Source organism: Microbacterium marinum, assembly GCF_014204835.1.
GTDB lineage: Bacteria > Actinomycetota > Actinomycetes > Actinomycetales > Microbacteriaceae > Microbacterium > Microbacterium marinum.
The window spans coordinates 2052894-2078297 of sequence record NZ_JACHMD010000001.1 but is presented as its reverse complement, the minus strand read 5'-3'; the positions used below and the strand labels follow the sequence as shown (position 1 = coordinate 2078297).

Annotated in this window: 25 protein-coding genes; 22 read left to right on the top strand and 3 right to left on the bottom strand. The window is 69.5% G+C overall.

From position 1 onward, the window contains the following. The first annotated feature begins 9 nt into the window (after positions 1-9). From pdxS to BKA24_RS10210, 10 genes are all read left to right on the top strand, one after another. Positions 10-900, top strand: coding sequence for a pyridoxal 5'-phosphate synthase lyase subunit PdxS (pdxS, locus tag BKA24_RS10255; RefSeq protein ID WP_184217728.1), 891 nt, complete (start codon positions 10-12; stop codon positions 898-900). After that, entirely contained in the window at positions 897-1490 is a 594-nt protein-coding gene (pdxT, locus tag BKA24_RS10250; RefSeq protein WP_425488710.1) for a pyridoxal 5'-phosphate synthase glutaminase subunit PdxT, read from the top strand. The genes pdxS and pdxT overlap by 4 nt, the downstream gene beginning before the upstream one ends. 79 nt (positions 1491-1569) lie before the next feature. Next, positions 1570-2334 (top strand): YebC/PmpR family DNA-binding transcriptional regulator, encoded by a 765-nt coding sequence (locus tag BKA24_RS10245; RefSeq protein WP_184217726.1) that lies wholly within the window; start codon positions 1570-1572, stop codon positions 2332-2334. A 55-nt stretch (positions 2335-2389) separates the two neighbouring features. After that, positions 2390-2953, top strand: coding sequence for a crossover junction endodeoxyribonuclease RuvC (ruvC, locus tag BKA24_RS10240; protein ID WP_184217724.1), 564 nt, complete (start codon positions 2390-2392; stop codon positions 2951-2953). 53 nt (positions 2954-3006) lie between these two features. Further along, entirely contained in the window at positions 3007-3624 is a 618-nt protein-coding gene (gene ruvA / locus BKA24_RS10235; protein ID WP_184217722.1) for a Holliday junction branch migration protein RuvA, read from the top strand. Next, complete coding sequence (gene ruvB / locus BKA24_RS10230) at positions 3617-4642, top strand: Holliday junction branch migration DNA helicase RuvB (RefSeq protein WP_184217720.1); 1026 nt, start codon at positions 3617-3619, stop codon at positions 4640-4642. The genes ruvA and ruvB overlap by 8 nt, the downstream gene beginning before the upstream one ends. Before the next feature lie 75 nt (positions 4643-4717). Continuing rightward, positions 4718-5194 carry a preprotein translocase subunit YajC gene (locus tag BKA24_RS10225; protein ID WP_184217718.1) on the top strand — a complete coding sequence of 159 codons (477 nt, stop codon included), beginning with the start codon at positions 4718-4720 and terminating at the stop codon, positions 5192-5194. A gap of 39 nt (positions 5195-5233) precedes the next feature. Then, positions 5234-6949, top strand: coding sequence for a protein translocase subunit SecD (gene secD / locus BKA24_RS10220; RefSeq protein ID WP_184217716.1), 1716 nt, complete (start codon positions 5234-5236; stop codon positions 6947-6949). Then, positions 6949-7938: a protein translocase subunit SecF gene (gene secF / locus BKA24_RS10215; RefSeq protein ID WP_184217713.1), complete on the top strand. Its 990-nt coding sequence runs from the start codon at positions 6949-6951 to the stop codon at positions 7936-7938. Before secD ends, secF begins: the two co-directional genes overlap by 1 nt. A 68-nt stretch (positions 7939-8006) precedes the next feature. Next, entirely contained in the window at positions 8007-10274 is a 2268-nt protein-coding gene (locus BKA24_RS10210; RefSeq protein WP_184217711.1) for a RelA/SpoT family protein, read from the top strand. Here the strand turns inward: BKA24_RS10210 and BKA24_RS10205 are convergent. The 3 genes from BKA24_RS10205 to BKA24_RS10195 all read right to left on the bottom strand — a co-directional run bounded on the left by BKA24_RS10205 (position 10253) and on the right by BKA24_RS10195 (position 12537). Then, on the bottom strand, positions 10253-10804 hold the full coding sequence (locus BKA24_RS10205; protein WP_184217709.1) for an SAM-dependent methyltransferase: 552 nt from the start codon (positions 10802-10804) through the stop codon (positions 10253-10255). The genes BKA24_RS10210 and BKA24_RS10205 overlap by 22 nt on opposite strands. Positions 10805-10893: 89 nt before the next feature. Continuing rightward, positions 10894-12147, bottom strand: coding sequence for a DUF349 domain-containing protein (locus tag BKA24_RS10200; protein ID WP_184217707.1), 1254 nt, complete (start codon positions 12145-12147; stop codon positions 10894-10896). A 69-nt stretch (positions 12148-12216) separates the two neighbouring features. After that, on the bottom strand, positions 12217-12537 hold the full coding sequence (locus BKA24_RS10195; RefSeq protein WP_184217705.1) for a dioxygenase: 321 nt from the start codon (positions 12535-12537) through the stop codon (positions 12217-12219). A gap of 112 nt (positions 12538-12649) precedes the next feature. Here BKA24_RS10195 and BKA24_RS10190 point away from each other — a divergent pair, with 112 nt between their 5' ends. The 12 genes from BKA24_RS10190 to BKA24_RS10135 all read left to right on the top strand — a co-directional run bounded on the left by BKA24_RS10190 (position 12650) and on the right by BKA24_RS10135 (position 25389). After that, on the top strand, positions 12650-13984 hold the full coding sequence (locus BKA24_RS10190) for a replication-associated recombination protein A (protein WP_184217703.1): 1335 nt from the start codon (positions 12650-12652) through the stop codon (positions 13982-13984). Then, entirely contained in the window at positions 13981-15486 is a 1506-nt protein-coding gene (locus BKA24_RS10185; protein WP_343066071.1) for a tetratricopeptide repeat protein, read from the top strand. The genes BKA24_RS10190 and BKA24_RS10185 overlap by 4 nt, the downstream gene beginning before the upstream one ends. Positions 15487-15653: 167 nt before the next feature. Further along, a complete protein-coding gene (rpsD, locus tag BKA24_RS10180) occupies positions 15654-16283 on the top strand; it encodes a 30S ribosomal protein S4 (RefSeq protein ID WP_184217701.1) in 630 nt (209 codons plus the stop codon). Positions 16284-16420: 137 nt separating this feature from the next. Next, a complete protein-coding gene (locus BKA24_RS10175; RefSeq protein ID WP_184217699.1) occupies positions 16421-16678 on the top strand; it encodes an ATPase in 258 nt (85 codons plus the stop codon). Between the two features lie 67 nt (positions 16679-16745). After that, positions 16746-19412, top strand: coding sequence for an alanine--tRNA ligase (alaS, locus tag BKA24_RS10170; RefSeq protein ID WP_184217697.1), 2667 nt, complete (start codon positions 16746-16748; stop codon positions 19410-19412). Beyond that, complete coding sequence (ruvX, locus tag BKA24_RS10165; RefSeq protein ID WP_184217695.1) at positions 19409-19882, top strand: Holliday junction resolvase RuvX; 474 nt, start codon at positions 19409-19411, stop codon at positions 19880-19882. The genes alaS and ruvX overlap by 4 nt, the downstream gene beginning before the upstream one ends. Further along, positions 19882-21189: an endolytic transglycosylase MltG gene (mltG, locus tag BKA24_RS10160; protein WP_184217693.1), complete on the top strand. Its 1308-nt coding sequence runs from the start codon at positions 19882-19884 to the stop codon at positions 21187-21189. Before ruvX ends, mltG begins: the two co-directional genes overlap by 1 nt. A gap of 3 nt (positions 21190-21192) precedes the next feature. Further along, positions 21193-22026, top strand: coding sequence for a shikimate dehydrogenase family protein (locus BKA24_RS10155; RefSeq protein WP_184217691.1), 834 nt, complete (start codon positions 21193-21195; stop codon positions 22024-22026). A gap of 4 nt (positions 22027-22030) precedes the next feature. Continuing rightward, complete coding sequence (aroC, locus tag BKA24_RS10150; RefSeq protein ID WP_184217689.1) at positions 22031-23257, top strand: chorismate synthase; 1227 nt, start codon at positions 22031-22033, stop codon at positions 23255-23257. Continuing rightward, the gene (locus BKA24_RS10145; protein WP_184217686.1) at positions 23244-23777 is read left to right on the top strand and encodes a shikimate kinase; all 534 of its coding nucleotides are present in this window, start codon (positions 23244-23246) and stop codon (positions 23775-23777) included. The genes aroC and BKA24_RS10145 overlap by 14 nt, the downstream gene beginning before the upstream one ends. After that, entirely contained in the window at positions 23774-24859 is a 1086-nt protein-coding gene (gene aroB, locus BKA24_RS10140; RefSeq protein WP_184217684.1) for a 3-dehydroquinate synthase, read from the top strand. Before BKA24_RS10145 ends, aroB begins: the two co-directional genes overlap by 4 nt. Next, positions 24856-25389, top strand: a complete 534-nt coding sequence (locus BKA24_RS10135) for a GNAT family N-acetyltransferase (RefSeq protein ID WP_184217683.1) — start codon at positions 24856-24858, stop codon at positions 25387-25389. Before aroB ends, BKA24_RS10135 begins: the two co-directional genes overlap by 4 nt. Positions 25390-25404: the final 15 nt, after the last annotated feature.

The following is a 25404-nucleotide window of genomic DNA, read 5'->3' as shown; positions in this document are numbered from 1 at the left end:
TTTTGGCCTATGCCAACGAATGCCACCGGAACTGCCCGCGTGAAGCGCGGCCTCGCCGAGATGCTCAAGGGCGGCGTCATCATGGACGTCGTCACTCCCGACCAGGCGAAGATCGCCGAAGACGCCGGCGCCGTTGCCGTGATGGCGCTCGAGCGGGTCCCCGCCGACATCCGCGCCCAGGGCGGCGTCTCACGGATGAGCGACCCCGACATGATCGACGGCATCATCGAGGCGGTCTCGATTCCGGTGATGGCGAAGGCACGCATCGGTCACTTCGTCGAAGCGCAGGTGCTCCAGGAGCTCGGAGTCGATTACATCGACGAATCGGAGGTGCTCTCGCCCGCCGACTACGTGAACCACATCGACAAGTGGGGCTACACGGTGCCCTTCGTCTGCGGTGCGACGAACCTGGGCGAAGCTCTGCGCCGCATCACCGAGGGCGCCGCCATGATCCGCTCCAAGGGCGAGGCCGGCACCGGCGACGTCTCCGAAGCGATGAAGCACATCCGCAAGATCCGCGGCGAGATCGCCGCGCTCGCCTCGCTGTCGAAGGACGAGCTGTACGTCGCGGCGAAAGAGCTGCAGGCGCCGTACGATCTCGTCGCCGAAGTGGCTGAGACCGGGACGCTGCCGGTCGTCCTCTTCGTCGCCGGTGGCGTCGCGACACCGGCGGATGCCGCGATGATGATGCAGCTCGGCGCCGACGGTGTCTTCGTCGGGTCCGGGATCTTCAAGAGCGGAAATCCCGCCGAGCGCGCCGCGGCGATCGTGAAGGCGACGACGTTCTTCGATGACCCGAGCGTGATCGCGAACGTCTCCCGCGGCCTCGGTGAGGCGATGGTCGGCATCAACGTGAGCGATCTGCCCGCGCCTCACCGCCTCGCCGAGCGCGGCTGGTGACCGCACCTCGGGTCGGGGTCCTCGCGCTGCAGGGCGACGTGCGCGAGCACGCCCGCGTGCTCGGGGACCTCGGCGCCGAGGTCGTGCTCGTGCGGCGCCCCGATGAACTGGCATCCGTCGACGGTCTCGTTCTTCCCGGCGGGGAATCGAGTGTCATCGACAAACTCGCCCGCGCCTTCGACATGCAGGAGCCGATCCGCGACGCGATCGCCGCCGGGATGCCGATGTACGGGACGTGCGCCGGAATGATCCTGCTCGCCGATCGCATCCTCGATGGGATCGTCGGCCAGCAGACCTTTGGCGGGATCGACGTGACCGTGCGACGGAACGCCTTCGGCGGTCAGGTGGAGTCGTTCGAGACGACCCTCGACGTCCCGGCGCTCGGCACCGAGCCGGTCGTGGCCGCGTTCATCCGCGCGCCCCTCGTGGTCGAGGCCGGTCCCGGTGTCGACGTGCTGGCGAGCGTCCCGGCCGGCGCGGTCGCCGTCGCGCAGGGTGGCCTGCTCGCGACGGCGTTCCACCCCGAAGTCAGCGGTGACCGTCGCTTCCATCGGATGTTTCTCGGCCGTGTCCGCTCCCGCGCCGTCTGACCGGCCTGCCGCGACCAGATCCCCGCACGGGTCGGGGGCGCGCAGGTAGACTGAACGACGGTTTTTCGAGAGGAGTCCCGTGAGCGGACATTCCAAGTGGGCCACCACGAAGCACAAGAAGGCCGTCATCGACTCGCGCCGAGCGAAGTCCTGGGCGAAGCTGATCAAGAACATCGAGGTCGCGGCCAAGCTCGGCGGCGCGGATCTGCAGGGCAATCCGACGCTGTTCGACGCGGTCTTGAAGGCCAAGAAGACCTCTGTCCCGAAGGACAACATCGACCGCGCGATCAAGCGCGGCGCCGGTATCGGCGGCGAGTCGGTCGAATACACGTCGATCATGTACGAGGCCTACGGCCCGAACGGCGTCGCACTCATGGTCGAGTGTCTGACCGACAACAAGAACCGCGCCGCCGCGGAGGTCCGCACGGCCCTGACCCGCAACGGTGGAACGCTGGCGGACCCCGGATCGGTCGCCTACAACTTCACGCGCAAGGGAGTCATCGTCGTCTCCGGTGAGGGAACGACCGAGGACGACGTGATGATGGCCGCCCTCGAAGCGGGGGCCGAAGAAGTCGAGCCGCGAGGGGAAGGCTTCGAGGTGGTCACCGAGGCGACCGACCTCGTGTCGGTCCGGACCGCCCTGACGGAGGCCGGTCTCGAGTACGAGTCCGCCGATGTCGAGTTCGTGCCGAACCTCAAGGTCGAAGTCGACGCCGACACGGCGCGGAAGATCTTCCGCCTCATCGACGCCCTCGAAGACAGCGACGACGTGCAGAGCGTCTTCTCGAATTTCGACCTGACCCCCGAGGTCCAGGCCGAGCTCGAGGAGGACGGCGAGGACTGACTCCTCGCTGGCGCGCCTGGAGCGGATGCCGCGCGACCCCGCCTAGCGTGGGGGAGTGGCATCCGCTCTTCGCGTTCTCGGCATCGACCCGGGCTTGACCCGCTGCGGCGTGGGCGTCGTCGACGTCCGCCGCGACCGGAGCGCGAGCCTCGTGCACGTCGGCGTCGTCCGCTCGGGCGTCGACCTTCCCATCGAGCAGCGCCTCGCCGTGATCGCCGCCGGAATCCGCGACGTCATCTCCACGCACGCCCCCGATGTGGTGGCCGTGGAGCGCGTCTTCGCGCAGCACAACCGCAGCACCGTCATGGGCACGGCGCAGGCGAGCGGGATCGCCCTCATGCTCGCCGGAGAGCACGGTCTGCCCGCCGCGACGCACACCCCGTCAGAGGTGAAGGCGGCCATCACCGGGTATGGGAGCGCAGACAAGCTCCAGGTGCAGACCATGGTCGCTCGCGTGCTCCGTCTCGATGCTCTGCCGCAGCCCGCGGACGCCGCAGACGCGCTCGCCCTCGCGCTCTGTCACGCCTGGCGGCGGGGCCCGTCGGCGGGTGCGGGTAGCGAGGCGCTCACTCCGGCGCAGCGGGCCTGGGCCGACGCGGAGCGCGTCGCGCGCCGATGACGAGCGCGCGTGTCGCTCGAACATAGGTCCGAACCCTCGTCTAGGGTCGAATCATGATCTCGTCGCTGCGCGGCCGTGTGCTGCACGTGGAGCCCGACTCCGTCGTCCTCGACGTGAACGGAGTGGGATACGCCGTCGCGGTCACCGCTCAGCTCGCGAGGGAGCTCCACCTCGGCGACGAGCGCTCACTCCACACGGCGCTCATCGTGCGCGAGGATTCCATGTCGCTCTTCGGATTCGCGGAGCGGGCCGATCTGGATGTGTTCGGACAGCTGCTGAGCGTCTCGGGCGTTGGCCCGAAGTCCGCTCTCGGCGTGCTGTCCTCATTGACGGTCGATCAGATCGCCCGCGCAGTCGCCGACGAGGACGATGCGCCCTTCCGCCGCGTCTCGGGCATCGGGCCGAAGACGGCCAAGCTGATCGTCGTGCAGCTGGCGGGCAAGCTCCACGCTCCCGCCGCCGCAGTCGCCGGCGCGTCGACGCCAACCGCATCCGGTCTTGCCGACCAGGTCACCGCGGCCCTCATCGCCCTGGGATGGTCCGAACGTGTCGCCGTCGAGGCGACCGCCACGGTCCTCGACGCGGCGCCGACCGGAGCCACCGTGCCGTCGCTCCTGAAGCTCGCGCTCGCGCAGCTGGGCCCGGCGCGCAAGGAGAGAACCGGTGTCTGAGCCCCGCGAGCGCGCCGAAGACGAGACGGAGCTCGCCGTCGAGGGCGCGCTGCGGCCCGCCTCGCTGGCGGAGTTCGTCGGGCAGACCAAGGTCCGGGGCCAGCTCCAGCTTCTCCTCGACGCGGCGCGCATCCAGCAGCGACCGGCGGACCACATCCTGCTGTCCGGGCCCCCGGGGCTCGGCAAGACGACGCTCGCGATGATCGTCGCGCACGAGAGCGAGAAGCCCCTCCGGCTCTCCAGCGGCCCGGCCATCCAGCACGCGGGGGACCTCGCGGCGCTGCTGTCGAGCCTCGTTCCAGGGGAGGTGCTCTTCATCGATGAGATCCACCGGATGGCCCGCTCGGCAGAAGAGATGCTCTACCTCGCGATGGAGGATTTCCGGATCGACATCATGGTGGGCAAAGGTGCCGGAGCCACGAGCATCCCCCTCGATCTCGCGCCGTTCACGCTGGTGGGGGCGACGACGAGGTCGGGCATGCTGCCCAATCCGCTGCGGGACCGCTTCGGGTTCACCGCGCACCTCGAGTACTACGAGCCGGCCGAACTAGAGCAGGTCATCGCCCGCTCCGCGGTCATGCTGGGGGTCGCCCTTCCGCCGCAGTCCCGCGCCGAGATCGCCGGTCGGTCGCGTGGGACGCCGCGCATCGCGAACCGCCTGCTGCGCCGCGTGCGGGACTACGTCGTTGTCCACGGCGATTCGTCCACCGCGGCATCCATCGACGACGTCTCGGCGGCGCTCACGCTCTACGACGTCGACGACCTCGGGCTCGACCGCCTCGACCGGGCCGTGCTCGACGCGCTGATCAGGCGCTTCCGCGGCGGTCCCGTCGGCCTGAACACCCTCGCGGTGGCCGTCGGCGAGGAAGCGGACACCATCGAGTCGGTCGTCGAGCCCTATCTGGTGCGCATCGGCTTCATGGGGCGGACCCCGCGCGGGCGGGTCGCCACCCGCGATGCGTATGCCCATTTGGGTGTCTCGCGCCACGACGGGGCGCTTTCCCTCGATGACCTATAATCGCTGAAGGCCATCGGCCACCCCCCTCTTCGCCGCGCGGATGCGGCGTGCCACCCGAAAGGCGATACCCGGTCCATGATGCTCCTCACCCAGAACACGCAGCAGGCGACCGGGGGGAACTTCCTCACCGATTACGGCCTCCTCATCCTGCTGGCGGCTCTGCTGGTCTTCATGTTCTGGAGCTCGCGCCGTCGTACGAAGAAGATGAAGGAAGAGCAGGAGAAGAAGGCTCTTCAGATGGTTCCCGGGGTGAAGGTCCTCCTGCAGGGCGGCCTTTACGGCACCATCGTCGAGTACGACGCCACCGACCTCTCGCAGCCTGCGCACATCGAGCTCGCCCCCGGCGTGGTGATCGAGGTGCACAGCCAGGCGATCCTGCGGGCCGTCGAGCCCGAGGACGAGACCGTCGACGAGACGGTGCCCGGTGACGACGTCATCGTGTCCTCCTCGGATGCCGCCACCCCGCGCACCGAGATCGACCCGCCCGCCGCGACCGACGCGCCCACCGCGACCGACGGCACGCCCGACGCGGACGACAAGCCCAAGGCCTGACCTCCACCGCTTCGGCGGTCTCACGACGAAAGCTCTCCCGTGGCCACACCCACCCCTGTCCGCCATGCGTGGCGCGCCCTGATCGGACTGGTCGCGATCACCGCGGTGCTGTTCGGCATCAACGCCCTCGGCGTGTTCGCCTTCGGGAAGAGCTCGTGGGTACCCGAGCTCGCTCTCGATCTCCAGGGCGGCACGCAGATCATCCTCGAGGCGAAGTCCGAGGCGGGCACCCAGCCCACCCCGGAGCAGATGCAGCAGGCGGTGTCGATCATTCGTCAGCGTGTCGACGCCTCGGGCATCGGCGAGACCGACATCACGACGCAGGCGGGCAACCAGATCGTCGTCCAGTTGCCCGGCCAGGCGGACGAAGAGACCCGTGACCGCATCGAGAAGTCGGCGCAGATGCAGCTGCGGGCCGTCCTGTTCACCGGTGCCCCGGCGACGTCCTTTGTCGGCGAGGACGGCGAGGAGACCCCGTACCCGACGCCCGACCCGACGCTGAACGCCACCCCGACGCCGTCTCCGACGGGAGGCAGCGACCTGGCGTGGGTCACCGAAGCGCTCTACGCGAAGTTCCTGGCCTATGACTGCGCGAACGCGGAGAACGACGCCGCCGACCAGCCTGCTGATCAGCCGCTGATCACCTGCGACGCCGACAACGCGTCGAAGTACATCCTGGGGCCGGTCGAGCTCGACGGGTCGGCGATCAACGACGCGACCAACGGCATCAACTCCCAGAACGGCCAGTGGGCGGTCAACATCGTCTTCGACGGCGAGGGCACGGACATCTTCGGCGAGATCAGCCAGCGTCTGTTCAACCTCGAGTCGCCGCAGAACCAGTTCGCCTTCGTGCTCGACGGCGTCGTGATCTCGGCGCCGTCGATGAACGCGGTGATCGTGGACGGCAAGCCCCAGATCACCGGCAACTTCGATCAGGAGACCTCGAAGGTCCTCGCCGATCAGCTGAAGTACGGCGCTCTGCCGCTCAGCTTCGAGGTGCAGAGCAGCAACTCGATCTCGGCGACGCTCGGGTCGCAGCAGCTGACCATCGGTCTCGTCGCGGGCCTCATCGGTCTCGCGCTGGTCGCGGTCTACTCGCTGACGGTCTACCGGGCGCTCGGGTCGGTCATCATCGCCTCGCTCGCGGTCATGGGTGTCCTCACCTACATCACGCTGTGCATCCTCGCGTGGCGGATGGGCTTCCGTCTCTCGCTCGCTGGTGTGGCCGGCCTGATCGTCACGATCGGATTCACGGCGGACTCGTTCATCGTGTACTTCGAACGCATCCGAGATGAGCTGCGCGACGGCAAGTCGATCACGAGCGCCGTCGAGGACGGGTGGGCACGCGCCAAGCGGACGATCTACATCTCGAAGTCGATCAACATCCTGGCCGCTGTGGTGCTGTACATCCTCGCGGACTCCACCGTGAAGGGCTTCGCGTTCACGCTGGGTCTGACGACGGTGATCGACGTCCTGATCTTCATCCTCTTCACTCACCCCGTGCTCCAGCTCCTCGCGCGCACACGGTTCTTCGGGGGCGGCCACCCGCTGTCCGGGCTCGACCCCACCGCGCTCGGCGCGGTGTACCGCGGGCGGGCGCAGTTCCGCGCTCCCGTGCCCGTGGCGGCGAAGACGGCCGCCGAGCGTCGATCGTCGCGGTCGCGCGGCGAAGCGGAGCGACGCCAAACCATTGCCGAGCGAAAGCTCGCCGAGCAGCGCGGCGATACGCGCTCTGCGGGGGAGGGAGAGCACTGATGCGCTCCATGAACGATTTCGGTAACGACCTCTACACGGGGAAGGTCTCCTTCCCGTTCGTCGGCCGTCGCCGGCTGTGGTTCATCATCGCCGCGGTGCTCGTCATCGGCTCGGCGCTCGTGCCGCTGTTCCGGCCGATCCAGTTCTCGATCGAGTTCACCGGCGGTTCGCAGTTCACGGTGAACGATGTCGTGGACGCCGATCAGCTCGCGGCGACCGAGGCCGTCCAGTCGGTCGTCCCCGGTGCGGCGACGAAGGTGGCGACGATCGGCGAGGACGCCTTGCGCATCCAGACCGACCAGATGACGGATGCCGAGACACGAGCGGTCACCGCGGCCCTCGTCGAGACGTACGACGTCGACACCGCGAGCGTCAGCTCGTCCTTCATCGGCCCGAGCTGGGGCGACAGCGTCACGCGCCAGTCGCTGTGGGGTCTGGCGATCTTCCTCGCGCTCACCTTCGTGATCCTCGCGCTCTACTTCCGCACCTGGAAGATGTCGGTCGCCGCCATGATCGGCCTCGTCGACGTGCTCGTGGTCACCGTCGGGGTCTATGCGCTCTTCGGCTTCGAGATCTCGCCTGCCGCGGTGATCGGCTTCCTGACGATCCTCTCGTATTCGCTGTACGACACGACGGTCGTCTTCGACAAGATCCGCGAGAACACGTTCGAAGACGGGGAATCGTCGGGGCGTACCTTCGGGGAATCGGTCAACCTGGCTGTGAACCAGACGCTGATCCGATCGATCAACACGACGGTCGTCGCGGCGTTGCCGACGGGAGCGATCCTGTTCATCGGTGCCCTCTGGCTCGGTGCGCAGACGCTCACGGACATCTCGCTGTCGATCTTCGTCGGCACGATCGTCGCCGCATACTCCACGCTGTTCGTCGCGGCCCCGTTGTTCTCGCTGCTCCGTGAGAACGAGCCGGCGCTCAAGGCCCGCGACGCTCGCGTCCTGGAGGCCCGTTCGGCCGCCGTCGCCTCGGCCTGAGCACGATGCGGCCGGGCGTAGGATTGTCCAAATCCATACGCGCGCGTGCATCGACCGGAGGTGATCGGATGGCTGAAGCGGTCACCCCGACCGGCTCCGCCTCGGGTGGTCAGTCGCTGCGCCGGCTCGTCCCGCGGATCTTCTCCCGGGCGCCCTCCCGGGATGCCCTGGAAGAGCTCATGCGGACGGTGCGCACCCACCACCCGAAGGGTGACATCGCCGTCATCGAGCGGGCCTATCGCGTTGCCGCGCGGGCGCACGCGAGCCAGAAGCGTCAGAGCGGTGAGCCGTACATCACTCATCCGCTCGCAGTCGCTCAGATCCTCGCAGAGCTCGGCCTCGGACCGCGTGCGATCGCGGCGGCCCTCCTGCACGACACCGTCGAGGACACGGACTATCCGCTCGACCAGTTGACGGTGGACTTCGGCGACGAGGTCGCCATGCTCGTCGACGGGGTGACCAAGCTCGACAAGGTCAAGTACGGGGATGCCGCGCAGGCGGAGACCGTCCGGAAGATGATCGTCGCGATGTCGAAGGACATCCGCGTGCTCCTCATCAAGCTCGCCGATCGCCTCCACAACGCGCGCACGTGGGGCTTCGTCCCACCGCACAAGGCGGAGAAGAAGGCCCGCGAGACGCTCGAGATCTACGCGCCCCTCGCGAACCGGCTCGGGATCTCGACGGTCAAGAGCGAACTCGAGGATCTGTCGTTCGCGGTGCTCCAGCCGAAGCTCTACGCCGAAATCGACTCCCTCGTGAAGCAGCGGACTCCGCAGCGCGAGCAGTACGTCCACACCGTCATCGACTCGGTCGACGCCGATCTGCGCGATCTCCGCATCCGCGGCCGCGTCATGGGGCGCCCGAAGCAGCTGTATTCCGTGTACCAGAAGATGGTCGTGCGGGGCCGCGAGTTCGACGACATCTACGACCTCATCGGTATCCGCGTGCTCGTGGGCACGGTGCGCGACTGCTACGCCGTCCTCGGCGCCATCCATGCGCGGTGGACGCCGCTGCCCGGTCGGTTCAAGGACTACATCGCGACGCCGAAGTTCAACCTGTACCAGTCGCTGCACACCACGGTCATCGGTCCCGGCGGACGCACGGTCGAGATCCAGATCCGCACCCACGAGATGCACCAGCACGCGGAATACGGTGTGGCCGCGCACTGGAAGTACAAGGAGCAGATGGCCGGGGGCAAGAACGACCCCAAGGCCGTCGACCAGGACATGGCGTGGCTCGCGCACATCTCGGACTGGCAGGCCGAGACGGCCGACCCCGGCGAGTTCCTCGATTCCCTGCGCTTCGAGATCGGTGCCAAAGAGGTTTACGTCTTCACCCCGAAGGGCCGCGTCATCGGGCTTCCCTCGGGTGCGACTCCGGTCGATTTCGCCTACGCCGTGCACACCGAGGTCGGCCACCGGACGATGGGGGCCAAGGTCAACGGGCGTCTGGTTCCGTTGGAGACCGCGCTGAACTCCGGGGACGTCATCGAGGTCTTCACCTCGAAGAACCCCGACGCGGGACCGAGCCAGGACTGGTTGGCCTTCGTCAAGAGCACGCGGGCGCGAAACAAGATCCGCGGGTGGTTCACGAAGGAACGCCGGGACGAAGCCGTCGAGCAGGGGAAGGACGCCATCGCCCGCGCGATGCGCCGCCAGAACCTGCCGCTGCAGCGGCTGATGAGCCAGGACTCGTTCACTGCCGTGGCCCACCAGCTCCGCTACGAGGACGTCACGGCCCTGTACGCCGCTGTGGGCGAGGGGCACGTCTCCACGCAGTCAGTGATCGAAAAGGTCACCGCGCTCGTGCGGGCAGAGGAGGAGACCACCTCCACGGGTCCGATCGACCTTCCCGCGGTCGGCCGATCGAAGGCGCCGCGCGGCGGCGATTCCGGAGTGCTCGTGCGCGGGGCGCCCGACATCCTGGTGAAGCTCGCGAAGTGCTGCACGCCCGTTCCGGGCGACGACATCGTCGGGTTCGTGACGCGGGGGAGCGGCGTGTCCGTCCATCGCGCGGACTGCACGAACGTCTCCTCCCTCGAGGACCAGCCCGACCGGATGATCGATGTGGCCTGGGCGCCGACCTCGAAGAGCGTCTTCCTCGTGCACATCCAGGTTGAGGCGCTCGACCGCTCGGGGCTGCTCAGCGACATCACGCGCGTGCTCAGCGAGCACCACGTCAACATCCTGTCCGCCTCGGTGCAGACGACGAGCGACCGGCTCGCGATCAGCCGCTACGTCTTCGAGATGGGGGACACCGTCCACCTCGACCGCGTGCTGAACGCGGTCCGGCGGATCGACGCCGTCTACGACGTCTACCGCGTCACCACGTCCTGACGGCGTCGCAGCTCGTCGAGCGCGGGCCGCTTGTGGTGCACCGGGCCCGACGCCTCGAGCCATGCGACGGCGGCGTCCGTGAGCGCCGGGCGCCACAGCAGCATGGCCTCGACGACGGGGTCCGGTCGATCGGATGCCACCTGGAGCCGCACGAGATCGACCAGCGTGCGCACGGGCGTCGTCACCGCGACACCGCCGTGGAGCTCGACATCCTCACGAGGGAGTGCGGGATCTCGGAAATCGACCCGCACGTCGAGGGGGAACGCGGTGCGTCGCGCGGTGGCGCGCTGGAGGCTGTGGACGAGCGGCGGATCGGGAATGGCCCCGTGCACCCAGGCCGCCGAAGCGTGGGTCAACGCGTGATGCGACCGCGTCATCTCCCGCAGCGAGCCGGCGCGCATGGCGGCGGTCTCGACAGCATCCGCCGGCATGAATGCCTCGCCCACCTCGACGAGGTGACCATCCAGACGCGCCGCGCACAGCTCCGCCGTCGACAGCCGGTCACCGGCGAAGTAGAGGAAGGGCCACATGAGGGCAGTCTGCTCCGCCGGCGCGTCGACGGAGGTGGTCAGCCTCGTCCTGTGGAGAAGCTGGCGCGCGGTCCGCGTGGGGAGGGAGGTCAGCCGCCGAGGGCGCGCAGCCAGCCCTTGCGGGCCTCCAGCGCATCCTTCGCCTTGGCGATCGCAGCCTTGTCCTTCGTCGCCTCGGCGGCAGCGAGTTCTTCTTCGAGCTTCGTGATCGCGTCCTGGAGCTGACTCGTCATGTCGTTCTGACGCGCCTTGGTCTCCGGGTTGTTCCGCTTCCAGTCCTCGTCTTCGCGCTGCTTGAGCGCGCTCTCGATCTTGCGGAGCTGGTCGTCGAGGCCGCGTTCGGCCTCACGCGGGAAGATCCGTCCGATCTCGTCCCAGGTGCGCTGGATGCCGGTGAGCAGGGCGCGCGCCTTGGCGTTGTCGGACTCCTTGGCCACACCGGCCGCCTGGTCGAGCAGGGCGCGCTTGGCCTCGATTTTCTCCTTCGATGCCTCGACGTCAGCCGTCTCGCGCTCGACCCGAGCGCCGTAAAGGACATCGCCGGCCGCCTTGAAGCGTGCCCACAGGGCGTCGTCGGCCTTCTTGCCCGCGCGGCCCGCGCTCTTCCACTGGTCGAGGAGACCGCGGTATGCACCGATGCCGTCCTCGCCCTGCGGCGCGAGCGCCTCAGCGCGCTCGACGAGACGGGTCTTGGCGTCGCGCGCCGACTTGTGCTGCTCGTCGAGGCCCGCGTAGAACTCGCGACGGTTCTTGTCGATGATGGAGCGGGCATCGCGGAACCGCTTCCACAGCTGCTGCCCGACGGCCTTGGGGAGGCGGGGGGCGCTGCTCTGGTGCTCCTGCCAGCGGGCGAACAGGTCTGCGACCTCGGTGGTCGTCTGCTTCCACTGGATCGAGCGCGGATCCTTCGCGGCGATCGCCTCGATCTGAACGACGATCGCCTCACGCTCGGCCACCGCTGCGTCGACGGCGGCGCGCTGGGCCTGAGCCTCCTCGGCCGTCGCCTCGCTGAGGGTCTCCTCGAGCGCGGACAGACGCACGTTCAGCGCCGCCAGATCTCCGACGGCCGCGGCATCCGTCAGCCGTTCGCGGACGGCCCGCGCAGCGCCGCGCAGATCTGCGGCGGACGCACCGCCGCGCCGCCGACGCACCTCGAGGAGGGTGACCTCGGAGGCAAGGTCGGCGTACTTGCGCTCGAAGTAGGCGAGTGCCTCTTCAGCCGTGCCGTCGGGATACTGTCCGACGACGCGCCAGTCCTCGCCTTCTCGGACGGAGACGGTGCCGTCGTCGTCGACACGGCCCCAGGGCTGGGTCTCGGCGGATTCAGGAGTGGCGGAAGTCACGGGGTGCACCTCGTCGGCGGCTGTCGCCGCATGGGGGTCGGATTCGTCGCTCAGCCTAGTACGAGCGGGTCAGGGGGTCGGGGTCGGTGACGGCGACGCCGGGTCGTCGGACGACGACGGGGACGGGGTCGCAGACGGTGTCGGAGTGCCGGACACGGTCGGCGTCGGCGAGGGGGTGGGCACCGGGGCGCCGGGGCCGGCCGTGTAGTACACGATCTGGCTGCCGATGAGGAGGACGATCAGGGCGCCTCCCACCACGGCCGCGAGCACGTTGTCGCGTCGGCGGCGAGCGCCCTGGGAGTGATGGAATCGACGCCGTGCGTCGTAGAGCCTGGCGCGCTCGCGCTCCTGAGCGCTGCCGCGCGATGTGCCGCCTCTGCCCGTTGCCACGGCGCCTCCTGTCGGACCGGACCCACCTGTCGAGCCCAGCAAACCTTATGCAGAGGCCGCTCCCGCGATCAAACCGCGCCGCACGGTCGGTGGCCCCGGATAGCCTGGACGGATGGCGATGGGAGACGCGTTGTTCCGTGGAGCGACGCCTTTGGCGGTGCGGATGCGCCCGGCATCCCTCGACGAAGTCGCGGGACAGTCGCACCTCCTGCGCCCCGGATCCCCGCTGGTCGCCCTCGCCGACGCGGAGAAGGCGACCGCCGGCGCTGTCTCGGTGATCCTCTGGGGTCCGCCCGGCACCGGCAAGACGACGCTCGCCCAGGCGATCGCGCGGACATCCGGACGCAGATTCGTCGAGCTCTCCGCGGTGACGGCCGGAGTGAAGGACGTGCGCGAGGTCATGCAGGAGGCGATGACCCAACGCGACCTCTACGGCGCCTCGACCATCCTCTTCCTCGACGAGATCCACCGCTTCACCAAAGCGCAGCAGGACGCGCTCCTGCCGGGAGTCGAGAACGGATGGGTGATCCTCATCGCGGCCACGACCGAGAACCCGTCGTTCTCGGTGATCTCGCCGCTGCTGTCGCGCTCCCTGCTCCTCACGCTCCAGCCGCTCACCGACGAAGACCTGGCGATGCTCGTCGACCGGGCGGTGTCGGATGCGCGTGGGCTCGCGGGCTCTGTCGAGTTGTCGCCGGAGGCCCGCGCGGCGCTCGTGCACCTCGCCTCGGGCGACGCGCGTCGCGCTCTCACCTCCCTCGAGGCCGCAGCCGCGATGGCGGAGCCGACGGGCGAAGAGGACGCGGTGCCGGTGATCACGGCTGAGCACGTCGCCCAGGCCGTCGACCGCGCGCTGCTCCGATACGACCGGCAAGGCGACGAGCACTACGACGTGATCAGCGCCTTCATCAAGTCGATCCGTGGATCCGACGTCGACGCCGCCATGCACTACCTCGCTCGCATGATCGAAGCGGGGGAGGACCCCCGCTTCATCGCGCGGCGGCTCGTGATCTCTGCGGCCGAGGACATCGGGCTGGCAGATCCCCAGGCGCTGCAGATCGCCGTCGCCGCAGCCGACGCGGTCGCCTTCATCGGGATGCCGGAGGGGCGGATCCCCCTCGCCGAGGCGACGGCCTACCTCGCCACCACCGCGAAGTCGAACGCGGCCTACACCGCGATCAACGCCGCGATCGCCGATGTGCGGGCGGGCGGGTTCGGCCGCGTCCCGGTGCACCTGCGCGACGCGCACTACGCCGGAGCGAAGAGGCTCGGCCACGGCAAGGGATACGTCTACCCCCATGACCTGGAGGTCGGCGTCGCGACGCAGCAGTACCTGCCCGACGAGCTGCGTGGGCGCCGGTACTACGAGCCGACAGCGCGCGGCGTCGAGCGCGACATCGGCGCGCGGGTCGAGAAGATCCGGAAGATCCTCGAGGGCGACGGGTGAGCGACCCGATGGCCTGGCGCCTGCTCGGCTCGCAGCTGGCCTACGAGGGGTTCGTCCGCGTGCGTCGCGACACGTACGAGCTGCCCGACGGATCGGTCAGCGAATGGGACGTGCAGACGCAGAGCGACACGGTCGCTGTCGTCGCCTTCACGCCCGAGTTCGACGTCGTGGTCTTCGAGCAGTTCCGCGTCGGGCCGGCCCGTGCGGTGCTCGAACTGCCCGGCGGCGCGGTCGACGCGGGCGAGACGCCGCTCGACGCCGGCATCCGCGAGCTCGAGGAGGAGACGGGCTACCGTCCGGTCGACGTGTTCTCCGCCGGGTCGGAGTGGTCCGGCGCCAACTCGACGCGTCGCAAGCACGTGCTGATCGCGGTGGGCTGCGAACGGATCGGGACGCCGACCTGGGGCGACCATGAGATGGGCGTCGTCCGCGTGCTCGCGGCATCCGATCTCCTTCCACACCTCCTCGGCGGTGACCTCAGCGATGCGGGCGAGGCGCTGCGCGGGCTGCATGTGTTCGCCGGCGCAGACGTCGCTGGCGCGCTCCGAGACGCGCAGCAGCGGGTCATCGAGCTGCTCACTCCTCGTCTGATGCCGGCACCGCCCGCCGACGAGTGGTCGCGGCGTGTGGCCGAGGTGTGGGACAGAGCCGACGAGGATCGTCCCGCCGAGCTCCGCGCCGAGATGGCGGCGCTCGTCGGCGAACGCGCCGACGGCGATCCCGACGCGCTGTTCGAGCGCGCCTCGGTCGAAGACTTCCTCGGCGAGGAGGCAGCCGCGATCCCGCTGTACCGAGCTGCCCTCGACGCAGGGCTCGCCGGTCGCAGACGCACCGAGGCGCAGATCCAGCTCGCGAGCTCGCTCCGAAATGTGGGTGACGCATCCGGCGCCATGGCCGTCCTCCGCCGTGTCGACGACGCGGATCCGCTGGCGCCCGCCGCACGCGCGTTCCTCGCGCTCGCGCTGCACGACGACGACAAGCCGACGCCGGCGCTGCGCACCGCTCTCGGGGAGCTCGCCCCGCACCTACCTGCCTACCGTCGCGCGGTGCGCGGCTACGCCCGGGACCTGCCGTCACGGCGCCGCATCCGCGCGATCGCCGTCGGGCTGCTCGTGCGCGACGGGTGGGTGCTCGCGGAGCAGTACGGCGACATCGCGGGCGACGGGTTCCTCCGCGCGCCGGGTGGCGGCATCGACGTCGGTGAGCGCGCCGTCGACGCCATGCACCGCGAGATCCGCGAAGAACTCGGCGCTTCACTGACGGATGTCGCCCTGTGGGAGATCGTCGAGAACATCTACGATCGGCCGGGACACGTCGGACACGAGATCGCCTACGTCTTCGGCATCCGGAGCACGGAACTCGAAGCGCTGGCGCGGAGCGATCGCATCGACGTCCTCGACGGCGACACCTCGGTGGGGTGGTACCGGATCGCCGACCTCCGAGCCGCGCGGGTGCCCTTCTACCCGGTGGGGATGCTGGACCTCGCCGAGCGCCGAGGGTGAATCGGCCGATCTGTTAGGATGGACCGGCTCGAAACCGTGTTTTCGGGCATCCCCGTTCTTCTTTCCCACCTTTCGGCGTGCCCCGGCGTGCAGTCCGGAAGGGCGAGGAGCGGCGATACGCCCGTGAGCCGTGAACGACACGGCCACGTCATGGAAGGAAGTACTTCGTGACCACGAAGTCTCAGGACCGCCGCAAGGTCCGCCTGTCGCGTGCCCTCGGCATCGCGCTGACCCCCAAGGCAGCCAAGTACCTCGAGAAGCGTCCCTACGCTCCGGGTGAGCACGGCCGCACCAAGCGCAAGCAGGACAGCGACTACGCCGTCCGCCTCCGCGAGAAGCAGCGTCTGCGCGAGCAGTACGGCATCCGCGAGAAGCAGCTTCGCAACACCTTCAACGAGGCCCGTCGCAAGGACGGTCTGACCGGTGAGAACCTCGTCGAGCTCCTCGAGATGCGTCTCGACGCCCTCGTGCTGCGTGCCGGCTTCGCCCGCACCACGGCGCAGGCTCGCCAGCTCGTCGTGCACCGTCACATCCTCGTCGACGGCCAGCTCGTCGACCGCCCGTCGTTCCGCGTGAAGCCGGGCCAGACGATCCACGTCAAGACCAAGAGCGAGGCCCTCGAGCCGTTCCAGGTCGCAGCCGCCGGCGGTCACGCCGAGGTTCTGCCCCCGGTCCCCGGCTACCTGTCGGTCGAGCTCGACAAGCTCCAGGCCCGTCTCGAGCGTCGCCCCAAGCGCGCCGAGGTTCCGGTGACCTGTGAAGTTCAGCTGGTCGTCGAGTACTACGCCGCGCGCTAAGCGAGGCGTAGTACAGCTGCGCAGCAGCGAACGGCGGAGTTACGCCGCGCGCTAAGCGAGGCGTAACCGCTCACACGGTTCGAAGGGGCGTCGGGGTCACCCGGCGCCCCTTCTGCTTTGCACCTAACATGGACTCCATGAAGAACGTGCTCTGGTTCGTGCTGGGCATCGCCGGCGGCTTCGTCGTCGCGCACCTCGTCAACAAGGATCCGCGCGGCCAGGAGCTCCTCACCGAGGTCGACCTCCGCATCTCGGAGTTCACCGACCGCATCGCCGAGGCGTACCACGCGCAGGAGGCGAAGATCGAGGGTCTCGTCGCCGGCGCGAAGGATGCCGCGGACGACGTCCTGGACAACGCGACCGCCCCCGCGTCGACCGCTCCGAACGCGAACTGACTTTCCCACCCCGACTGTCGGGCCTTCGCCGGCCCGACAGTTCTCGCATGCTTCCGAGGACCCAGACATGAAGACCGCCGACATCGCGCAGCGCTACTTGGACTTCTTCCAGAAGGAAGGGCACACGATCGTGCCCTCCGCATCGCTCGTGAGCGACGACCCCGCCCTCCTGTTCACGGTGGCGGGCATGGTGCCCTTCATCCCGTACCTGTCGGGCGATGTCCCGGCACCTTTCGCCCGGGCCGCGGACAACCAGAAGTGCATCCGCACCAACGACATCGAAGAGGTTGGCAAGACCCCCCGCCACGGCACCTTCTTCCAGATGCTCGGCAACTGGTCGTTCGGCGACTACTTCAAAGAAGGCGCGATCACTTTCGCCTGGAACCTGCTGACGACGCCCGAGGCCGACGGCGGTCTGGGCTTCGATCCGAAGGACCTGTGGGTGACGGTCTACGAGGAGGATGACGAGGCGCGCGAGCTGTGGCTGCGCCTGTCCACCCTCCCGGAGGAGCGCATCCAGCGTCTGGGCAAGGACACGAACTACTGGACGACCGGCCTTCCCGGTCCCGCCGGGCCGTGCTCGGAGATCTTCTTCGACCGCGGGCCCGCCTACGGCATCGACGGGGGGCCGGCCACCGACGACGACCGCTACGTGGAGATCTGGAACCTGGTCTTCATGCAGTACGAGATCACCAACGTCCGCTCCAAGTACGAGTTCGACATCGTCGGCGAGCTGCCCGCCAAGAACATCGACACCGGGATGGGACTCGAGCGGGTCGCGTTCATCAAGCAGGGCGTCGACAACATGTACGAGACCGACCAGGTGCGTCCGGTTCTCGACAAGGCGGTGGAACTGTCCGGCAAGCAGTACGGGGCCGACCACGAGGACGACGTCCGGTTCCGTGTCGTCGCCGATCACGTCCGTTCGTCACTGATGCTCCTCTCCGACGGCGTCACGCCCTCCAACGACGGTCGCGGCTACATCCTGCGTCGCCTCATGCGTCGTGCGATCCGGTCGATGCGTCTGCTTGGGGTGCACGGACCGAGCTTCGCCGAGCTGTTCGCGGTGTCGCGCGACGCGATGAAGGCCTCCTACCCGATCGTCGAGACCGACTACGAGCGGCTGTCGCAGTATGCGCTGGCCGAGGAGGCCACGTTCCTCCGCACGCTCGCGAGCGGGTCGGAGATCCTCGATGACTCCGTCTCTCAGGCGAAGGCGTCGGGACAGAAGAGCCTCAGTGGCGCCCAGGCGTTCCTCCTCCACGACACGTACGGGTTCCCGATCGATCTGACGCTGGAGATCGCCGAGGAGGCGGGGCTGGACGTCGACCGTCCGGCGTTCGACAGCCTGATGACCGAGCAGCGCGACCGCGCGAAGGCGGACGCCCGCTCGCGGAAGGGTCAGCTGGCCGACACCAGTGTGTATCGCGACTTCCGCGCTCTCGGTGAGACGGTCTTCACCGGCTACACCGACCTCGAGACGGAATCGCGCGTCCTCGGCATCCTGGTCGGGGGCGTGCCCACCGACCGCGCGCTGCACGGGCAGATCGCCGAGGTGATCCTCGCCGAGACGGCGCTGTACGCGGAGTCCGGCGGCCAGGTCGCGGACAAGGGTGTGATCGTCGGCCCGGGCTACGCACTCGAGGTGCTCGACGTGCAGAAGCCGGTGCCGGGGCTCGTCAGCCACACCGTGGAGGTCACGACCGGAGAGGTGGCCGTCGGACAGCCGGCGACCACGGTGGTGGATGCCGCGAATCGCCGTGCCGCCGCGCAGGCGCACTCGGCGACGCACCTCGTCCACGCCGCCCTCCGCGACACGCTCGGCAAGGGTGCGACGCAGGCGGGATCTCTCAACCGTGCCGGGTACCTCCGGTTCGACTTCGCGTGGGGCCAGTCGCTGTCGCCCGAGACGCGGAGCGAGATCGAGGAGATCGCCAACAACGCCGTCCGCGATGATCTGGCTGTGACCACGCGCGTGCTGTCGCTGGACGAGGCCAAGCAGGCGGGGGCGATGGCCCTGTTCGGCGAGAAGTACGGCGAGACCGTCCGGATGGTCGACATCGGCGGGCCCTGGTCTCGCGAACTCTGCGCCGGCACCCATGTCGCCTCGAGCGCGCAGGTGGGGCTCATCAACCTCGTGGGCGAGTCGTCGGTGGGCGCATCGAACCGTCGCGTCGAGGCCCTCGTCGGCCGGGACGCGTTCCGGGAGCTGGCGGCGGAGCGCGCGATCGTGTCGCAGCTGACGTCGAGTCTGAAGGCTCCGCGCGATCAGATCCCCACCCGTATCGCCGAGCTGCAGGCGAGCCTGAAGGCGGCCGAGAAGAAGATCGCGCAGTTCGAGGCGAAGGCGCTGGGGGAGCGCATCCCCGCGCTCGTGCAGACGGCGCGGCGTGCGGGACAGGTGACCGTGGTCGCCGAGTCGCTCGGCACGGTCGGCTCGGCGGATGACGTGCGGTCGGTGGCTCTGCAGGTGCGCGAGCGTCTCGGATCGGATGCCGCCGTGGTCGCCCTCGGCGGCGATGTCGGAGGCCGCCCGGTGGTGATCGTCGCGACGAACGAGGCGGCCCGCGCCGCGGGCGCCCGCGCCGGGGTCCTCGCCAAGGGAGCCGCCGGTGCACTCGGCGGTGGTGGTGGCGGTCGCGACGACGTCGCCCAGGGCGGTGGGACGGATGCCGAAGCGCTCCCCGCTGCGCTGCAGGGAATCGTCGAGGTGCTGACGGGCGCCGGAGCGTGACCTCGTTCCGTCGGGGTGTCCGGCTGGGCATCGACGTGGGGAAGGCCCGCGTCGGCGTGGCCCGGTGCGACCCCGACGGACTGCTCGCCGTTCCGGTGGAGACCGTGCCGCGCTCGGCTGAGTCCGCGGCACGCGTCGCAGAGCTGGTGGCGGAGTTCGCGGCAATGGAGGTCCTGATCGGGCTGCCGATCAGCCTGCGTGGCGGCGAGACGTCGTCGACAGACGATGCTCGGGTGTTCGCGGCTGAGCTCGCGGCCCGCGTGGACGTGCCGATCCGGTTCGTGGACGAGCGGCTGAGCACCGTGAGCGCCCACGCGGCACTGCGTCAGAGCGGTCGATCTCAGAAGTCATCTCGTAGGATTGTCGACCAAGTCGCCGCGGTCGTCCTCCTCCAACAGGCGATCGACGTCGAGAAGAGCACCGGTAACCCGGCCGGACATCCGCTCGAAGATACGCAGGAGCCCACCTGATGCCCGAAAACCCGCCGAACGACGATCGTTTCGCGGGGCCGGCGGGAGACACCCCCGCCGCCCAAGCGCCCTCCAGTCGCCGCGCCGCGCGGGAGGCGCGCCAGTCGCCGCCGACGGCGACCGCACCGCGCCCCTCCGTGGGCACGGCCGCGCCGATCGAGGCACTCTTCGAGGAGCAGGCGCGCAACGCGCCCGCGGCATCCGCTCGGCATGAGCGCGACCGACGCAAGAGCCGGATCGCCGCGTGGACCGTCTTCGCCGTCATCCTGGCGCTTCTCGGCGGTCTCGTCGTGGGCGGACTCTGGGTCTGGAACACCTACGAGGACCAGATCCGCGCGGTCATGGGCTGGGAGGAGCCCAAGGACTACGAGGCCGGGATCGCCGAGGGGGAGGCGACGCTGACGATCGTGAGCGGCGACACGGGCGCGGACATCTCCCGCACCCTGTTCGACGCCGGTGTGACGAAGACTTCCGACGCCTTCTACTCGTATCTCATCGACAGCGGCCAGAACCCGTCGTTCGTTCCGGGTGTCTTCACGCTGCAGCAGAAGATGACCTCCGAGGCGGCCCTCGAGGCGATCATGGATCCCGCGAACAAGCAGGAGAACACCGCGCAGCTGCGCGAAGGGCTCACGGTGGCGCAGTCCGTGGAGCGCATCGCCGAGGGCGTGGGGCTCCCGCTCGAGGACGTGCAGGCAGCGGTGGAGGACCCTTCCGCGTACGGCGTCGACGAGACGAGCCTCGAAGGGTGGCTGTTCCCCGCCACCTACACGTTCGACCCCGACGTGACCGCCGAGCAGGTGATCCAGCGGATGGTCGACCGGACGACGGAGGCGCTCGACGCAGCCGGCGTCCCCGAGGATCGGCGACACGAGATCCTCACGATCGCCTCGATCATCGAGAAGGAGGCGCGGTTCGAGAAGGACTTCTACAAGGTCTCCCGCGTCATCCAGAACCGCCTCGATCCGAGCAACGCGGAGACCAACGGCCTCCTGCAGATGGATTCGACGGCGCAGTACTTCTTCAGCGATCGCGAGGGCGGGACGAGCTCGCGTGCCGAGGAGCTGGCGGACGACAACCCGTGGAACACGTACGTGCACACCGGTCTGCCCGTCGGGCCGATCGCCAACCCCGGGGAACTCGCCATCAAGGCGGCGATGGAGCCCGAGGACGGCCCGTGGCTGTACTTCGTGACGGTGAACCTCGAGACCGGCGAGACCGTCTTCACGAACACCATCTCCGAGCACGAGGCGGCCGTCGAGCAGTGGCGCGCCTGGTGCGCCGACAACCCCGACGGCGGCTGCTGACCGATGGCGGCATCCGCCCTGGAGGTCTGGGGCGACCCGATCGAGCACAGCCTGTCACCGCGGCTGCACGCGGCCGCGTACGCCCTCCTGGGGTGGGACTGGACCTACGACCGTCGACGCGTCGACGAATCGTCGTTCGCGGGGACGCTCGCATCGCTCGGCCCGTCGTACCGGGGGCTGTCGCTGACGATGCCGCTGAAGGGTGTCGCGTTCGCCGCGGCCGCCCGGCGCGACGCTCGCGCGGAGGCGACGGGCGCGGTGAACACCCTCGTCCGCGGCGAGGACGGATGGCACGGATTCAACACCGACGTCGGCGGGATCGTCGCGGCATTCGCGGAGGCCGGGGTCTCCACGCTCCGGTCAGCGCGCATCGTCGGCGCAGGTGCGACGGCCACATCGGCGGTCGTCGCCCTCGCGGAGCTCGGCGCGGAACGGCTCGAGATCGCGGCGCGGCGCCCCGAGGCCGGTGCGCCGCTTGCCGAGCTCGGCGCCGGGCGGGGAATGGCGGTCGAGGTCGTTTCGCTGGACGCGGTCGTCGGGGAACGAGTGGATGCCACCATCAGCACGCTCCCCGGTGGCGCGGCGGTGTCACGCGCGGTCGCTGATCGGCTCGCAGACGGGGGCGGCGCGCTCATGGACGTCGTGTACGGCCACTGGCCGACGTCGCTCAGCGAGGCGTGGACGCGCCACGGCCTGCCGGTGCAGGACGGCACCGGCATGCTCCTGCATCAGGCGGTGCTCCAGATCCGCGCGTTCGCGAGCGGCGACGTCGAGGGGGAGCTCCCGCGCGAGACGGAGGTCGTGGCCGTCATGCGCCGCGCGCTCGTGGGAGACTAGAGCAATGCTCCGCGTGCTCACGGCCGGCGAAAGCCACGGCCCCGAACTCGTCGCCGTCATGGAGGGACTTCCCTCCGGCGTGCCGATCACCCTCGATGCCATCCGCGCCGATCTCGCGCGACGCAAGCTCGGGTATGGGCGCGGTTCGCGCATGAAGTTCGAGGAAGACGAACTGCACCTCTCCGGCGGTGTTCGCCACGGTCGCTCGCTCGGCAGTCCGATCGCGCTCCGAGTGGGCAACACCGAATGGCCCAAGTGGGTCGAGGTGATGAGCCCCGAGCCGGTCGAGCTCACGGAGAAGTCCCGCGGCCGCGGCGCCGCACTCACCCGCCCGAGGCCGGGACACGCCGACCTCGTCGGGATGCAGAAGTACGACTTCGACGAGGCCCGTCCGATCCTCGAGCGCGCGAGCGCTCGTGAGACCGCGGCCCGCGTCGCCCTCGGCGCGATCGCGCGAGCGTTCCTCGGCGAACTCGGCATCCGGCTCGTCAGCCACACCCTGTCCATCGGTCCGGTGGCGGTGCCCGAGGGCGCCCCGCTCCCGACGCCCGACGACGTCGACGGGCTCGACGCCGATCCGCTGCGTTGCTTCGATGCCGCCACCAGCGCGCGGATGGTCGACGAGGTCGATGCGGCCAAGAAGGACGGCGACACCCTCGGCGGCATCGTCGAGGTCCTCGCCTACGGCCTCCCGCCCGGGCTCGGCTCGCACGTGCACTGGGACCGGCGCCTCGACGGAAAGCTCGCTCAGGCGCTCATGAGCATCCAGGCGATCAAGGGCGTCGAAATCGGCGACGGCTTCGAGACGACCCGCCGACGCGGATCCGCCGCACACGACGAGCTCTTCGTGGCCGAAGACGGCATCACCCGCGGCTCCGACCGCGCCGGCGGCACCGAGGGCGGCATGTCCACGGGCACGGTGCTCCGCGTGCGCGCGGGCATGAAGCCGATCGCCACGGTCCCGCGCGCGCTGCGCACGATCGACGTGGCCACCGGCGACACGGCATCCGCTCATCACCAGCGCTCCGACGTGTGCGCCGTTCCGGCGGCGGGTGTCGTCGCCGAGGCGATGGTCGCGATCGTGCTGGCCGACGCCGTGCTGGAGAAATTCGGCGGCGACAGCGTGCGGGAGACCCGCCGCAACCTCGACGCGTTCCTGGCCGGCATCCCGGAGGCGCTGAAGACGGCTCCCGCCTCGGAGGCGGCGCTGCTCGAGCATGACCTCGCCTGAAGCCGCCGCGCTCGTGCTGGTCGGTCCCATGGGGGCCGGCAAGACGAGCATCGGCAAGCGGCTCGCGAAGCAGCTCGGCACCACCTTCGCCGACACCGACTCGCTGGTCGTGCGCGAACACGGACCGATCGCCGCCCTGTTCGCCGAGCACGGCGAAGCGCACTTCCGTGCCCTCGAGCGTGCGGCGGTGACGGACGCCCTCGCGCGGGGCGGCGTCGTCTCGCTGGGCGGGGGAGCGGTGATGGATGCCGCGACGCGTGCTGACCTGAGCGCGCAGCGGGTGGTGCTGCTGACGGTGGCTCCGCGCGTCGTCGCCCACCGCCTGGGTGAGGGCGCGAAACGGCCCCTCCTCGCGGACGGCTCGGAGAGTCCCCTCGCGCACTGGCAGCGGATCTTCGACCAGCGGCGTCCGCTCTACGAGCAGGTCGCCGACATCACCTTCGACACCTCGTCGGGCCCGTTGGAGCGGATCGTGACCGCGATCGCCGACTGGGCCCGCGCATCGGAAGGACGAGCATGACCGACGACACCACCACGATCAGCGTCACCGGCACGGCGGCCTACGACATCCACGTGGGACGAGGGATCCTCGCCGGACTCCGGGACCACCTCGCACCGACGGTGAAGAAGGTCCTCATCGTCCACACGCCGCGACTGGGCGCGAAGGCGGCGACTCTTCGGGAACAGCTGCTCGCCGACGGCACGCTCGAGGTGCTCACGGCAGAGGTGCCCGACGCCGAGGAGGGCAAGCGCATCGAAGTCGCCGCCTTCTGCTGGCAGGTCATGGGTCAGGCGGACTTCACGCGGACCGACGCCGTCATCGGTTTCGGCGGGGGAGCGGTCACCGACCTCGCCGGGTTCGTCGCGGCATCCTGGCTGCGCGGAGTCGACGTCATCCAGGTGCCGACCACGGTGCTCGGAATGGTCGACGCCGCCGTGGGCGGGAAGACCGGGGTGAACACCGCCGAGGGCAAGAACCTCGTCGGGGCGTTCTGGGCGCCGCGGGTCGTGCTGTGCGACCTCGACGTGCTCGACACACTCCCCAAGAACGAGGCGGTCGCCGGCTTCGCCGAGGTCGTGAAGGCCGGGTTCATCTGGTTCCCCGAGATTCTCGACATCATCGAGAGCGACCCGGATGCCGCCGTCGACCCCGCCGCCGACGCCTTCCGGCGCTGCATCGAGCTCGCGATCGAAATGAAGGCCCGCGTGGTGAGCGAGGACTTCCGCGAGTCGGGTCTGCGCGAGGTGCTCAACTACGGACACACCCTCGGCCACGCCATCGAGCACGCGGAACGCTACCGGTGGCGTCACGGCGCGGCGATCTCGATCGGCATGATGTACGCCGCCGAACTGGCCCGCCTCGCGGGGCGCCTCTCCGACGAGGATGCCGCACGGCACCGCCGCATCCTGGAGCTGCTCGGCCTGCCGACGAGCTACCGGATGGATGGCTGGCAGCATCTGCTGGGCGTCATGCAGCGCGACAAGAAGACCCGCGGCGGCATGCTGCGATTCATCGTCCTCGACGGCATCGCCAAGCCCACCGTCATGCAGGCGCCCGACGAGTCGCTCCTGTTCACCGCCTACCAGGAGATCGCCGGGTGACCGCACCGGCGGTACGACGGATCGGACTGGCCGAGTGGCGTGAGGTGCGCGATCTGCGGCTGCGTGCGGTCAGCGATCCCGACGCCGCCATCGCGTTCCTGACGACGCGCGACGAGGAGGAACGGCGCGGCGACACGTTCTGGCAGGAACGCGCCGCGGGCGGTGCGCTGTCGGACGACGCCGCGCAGTTCGTCGCGGAACAGGACGGCGAATGGGTCGGAACGGCGACGGTTCTCGTCCGGCGCGGCGGCGACGTCGATCACCTCGGCCGGGCCGTTCCCGCTCCGCGTGCCGATCTGGTCGGCGTGTACCTCGCACCCGACGCGCGCGGCCGCGGCGTCTTCGCCGAGCTCTGCGCCGCCGCGGCGCGGTTCGCCGCCGAGCGGGGAGCCGATGCCCTCACCCTCGACGTCCACGCCGACAACGTGCGTGCCCGGGCGGCGTACGCGAAGGTCGGGTTCACGCCGACCGGCGAGACGTTCACCGGCTCCATCGGCGACGAGCTCGTCATGCGGATGCCGCTGCGCTGACGCGGCATCCATCGT

Coding starts and splice junctions, on each gene's coding strand:
- pdxS (WP_184217728.1), top strand. CDS start 10: ATGCCAACGAATGCCACCGGAACTGCCCGCGTGAAGCGCGGCCTCGCC.
- ruvA (WP_184217722.1), top strand. CDS start 3,007: ATGATCTCGTCGCTGCGCGGCCGTGTGCTGCACGTGGAGCCCGACTCC.
- BKA24_RS10225 (WP_184217718.1), top strand. CDS start 4,718: ATGATGCTCCTCACCCAGAACACGCAGCAGGCGACCGGGGGGAACTTC.
- secF (WP_184217713.1), top strand. CDS start 6,949: ATGCGCTCCATGAACGATTTCGGTAACGACCTCTACACGGGGAAGGTC.
- BKA24_RS10210 (WP_184217711.1), top strand. CDS start 8,007: ATGGCTGAAGCGGTCACCCCGACCGGCTCCGCCTCGGGTGGTCAGTCG.
- BKA24_RS10205 (WP_184217709.1), bottom strand. CDS start 10,804: ATGTGGCCCTTCCTCTACTTCGCCGGTGACCGGCTGTCGACGGCGGAG.
- BKA24_RS10190 (WP_184217703.1), top strand. CDS start 12,650: ATGGCGATGGGAGACGCGTTGTTCCGTGGAGCGACGCCTTTGGCGGTG.
- BKA24_RS10175 (WP_184217699.1), top strand. CDS start 16,421: ATGAAGAACGTGCTCTGGTTCGTGCTGGGCATCGCCGGCGGCTTCGTC.
- alaS (WP_184217697.1), top strand. CDS start 16,746: ATGAAGACCGCCGACATCGCGCAGCGCTACTTGGACTTCTTCCAGAAG.
- mltG (WP_184217693.1), top strand. CDS start 19,882: ATGCCCGAAAACCCGCCGAACGACGATCGTTTCGCGGGGCCGGCGGGA.
- BKA24_RS10155 (WP_184217691.1), top strand. CDS start 21,193: ATGGCGGCATCCGCCCTGGAGGTCTGGGGCGACCCGATCGAGCACAGC.
- aroC (WP_184217689.1), top strand. CDS start 22,031: ATGCTCCGCGTGCTCACGGCCGGCGAAAGCCACGGCCCCGAACTCGTC.
- BKA24_RS10145 (WP_184217686.1), top strand. CDS start 23,244: ATGACCTCGCCTGAAGCCGCCGCGCTCGTGCTGGTCGGTCCCATGGGG.
- aroB (WP_184217684.1), top strand. CDS start 23,774: ATGACCGACGACACCACCACGATCAGCGTCACCGGCACGGCGGCCTAC.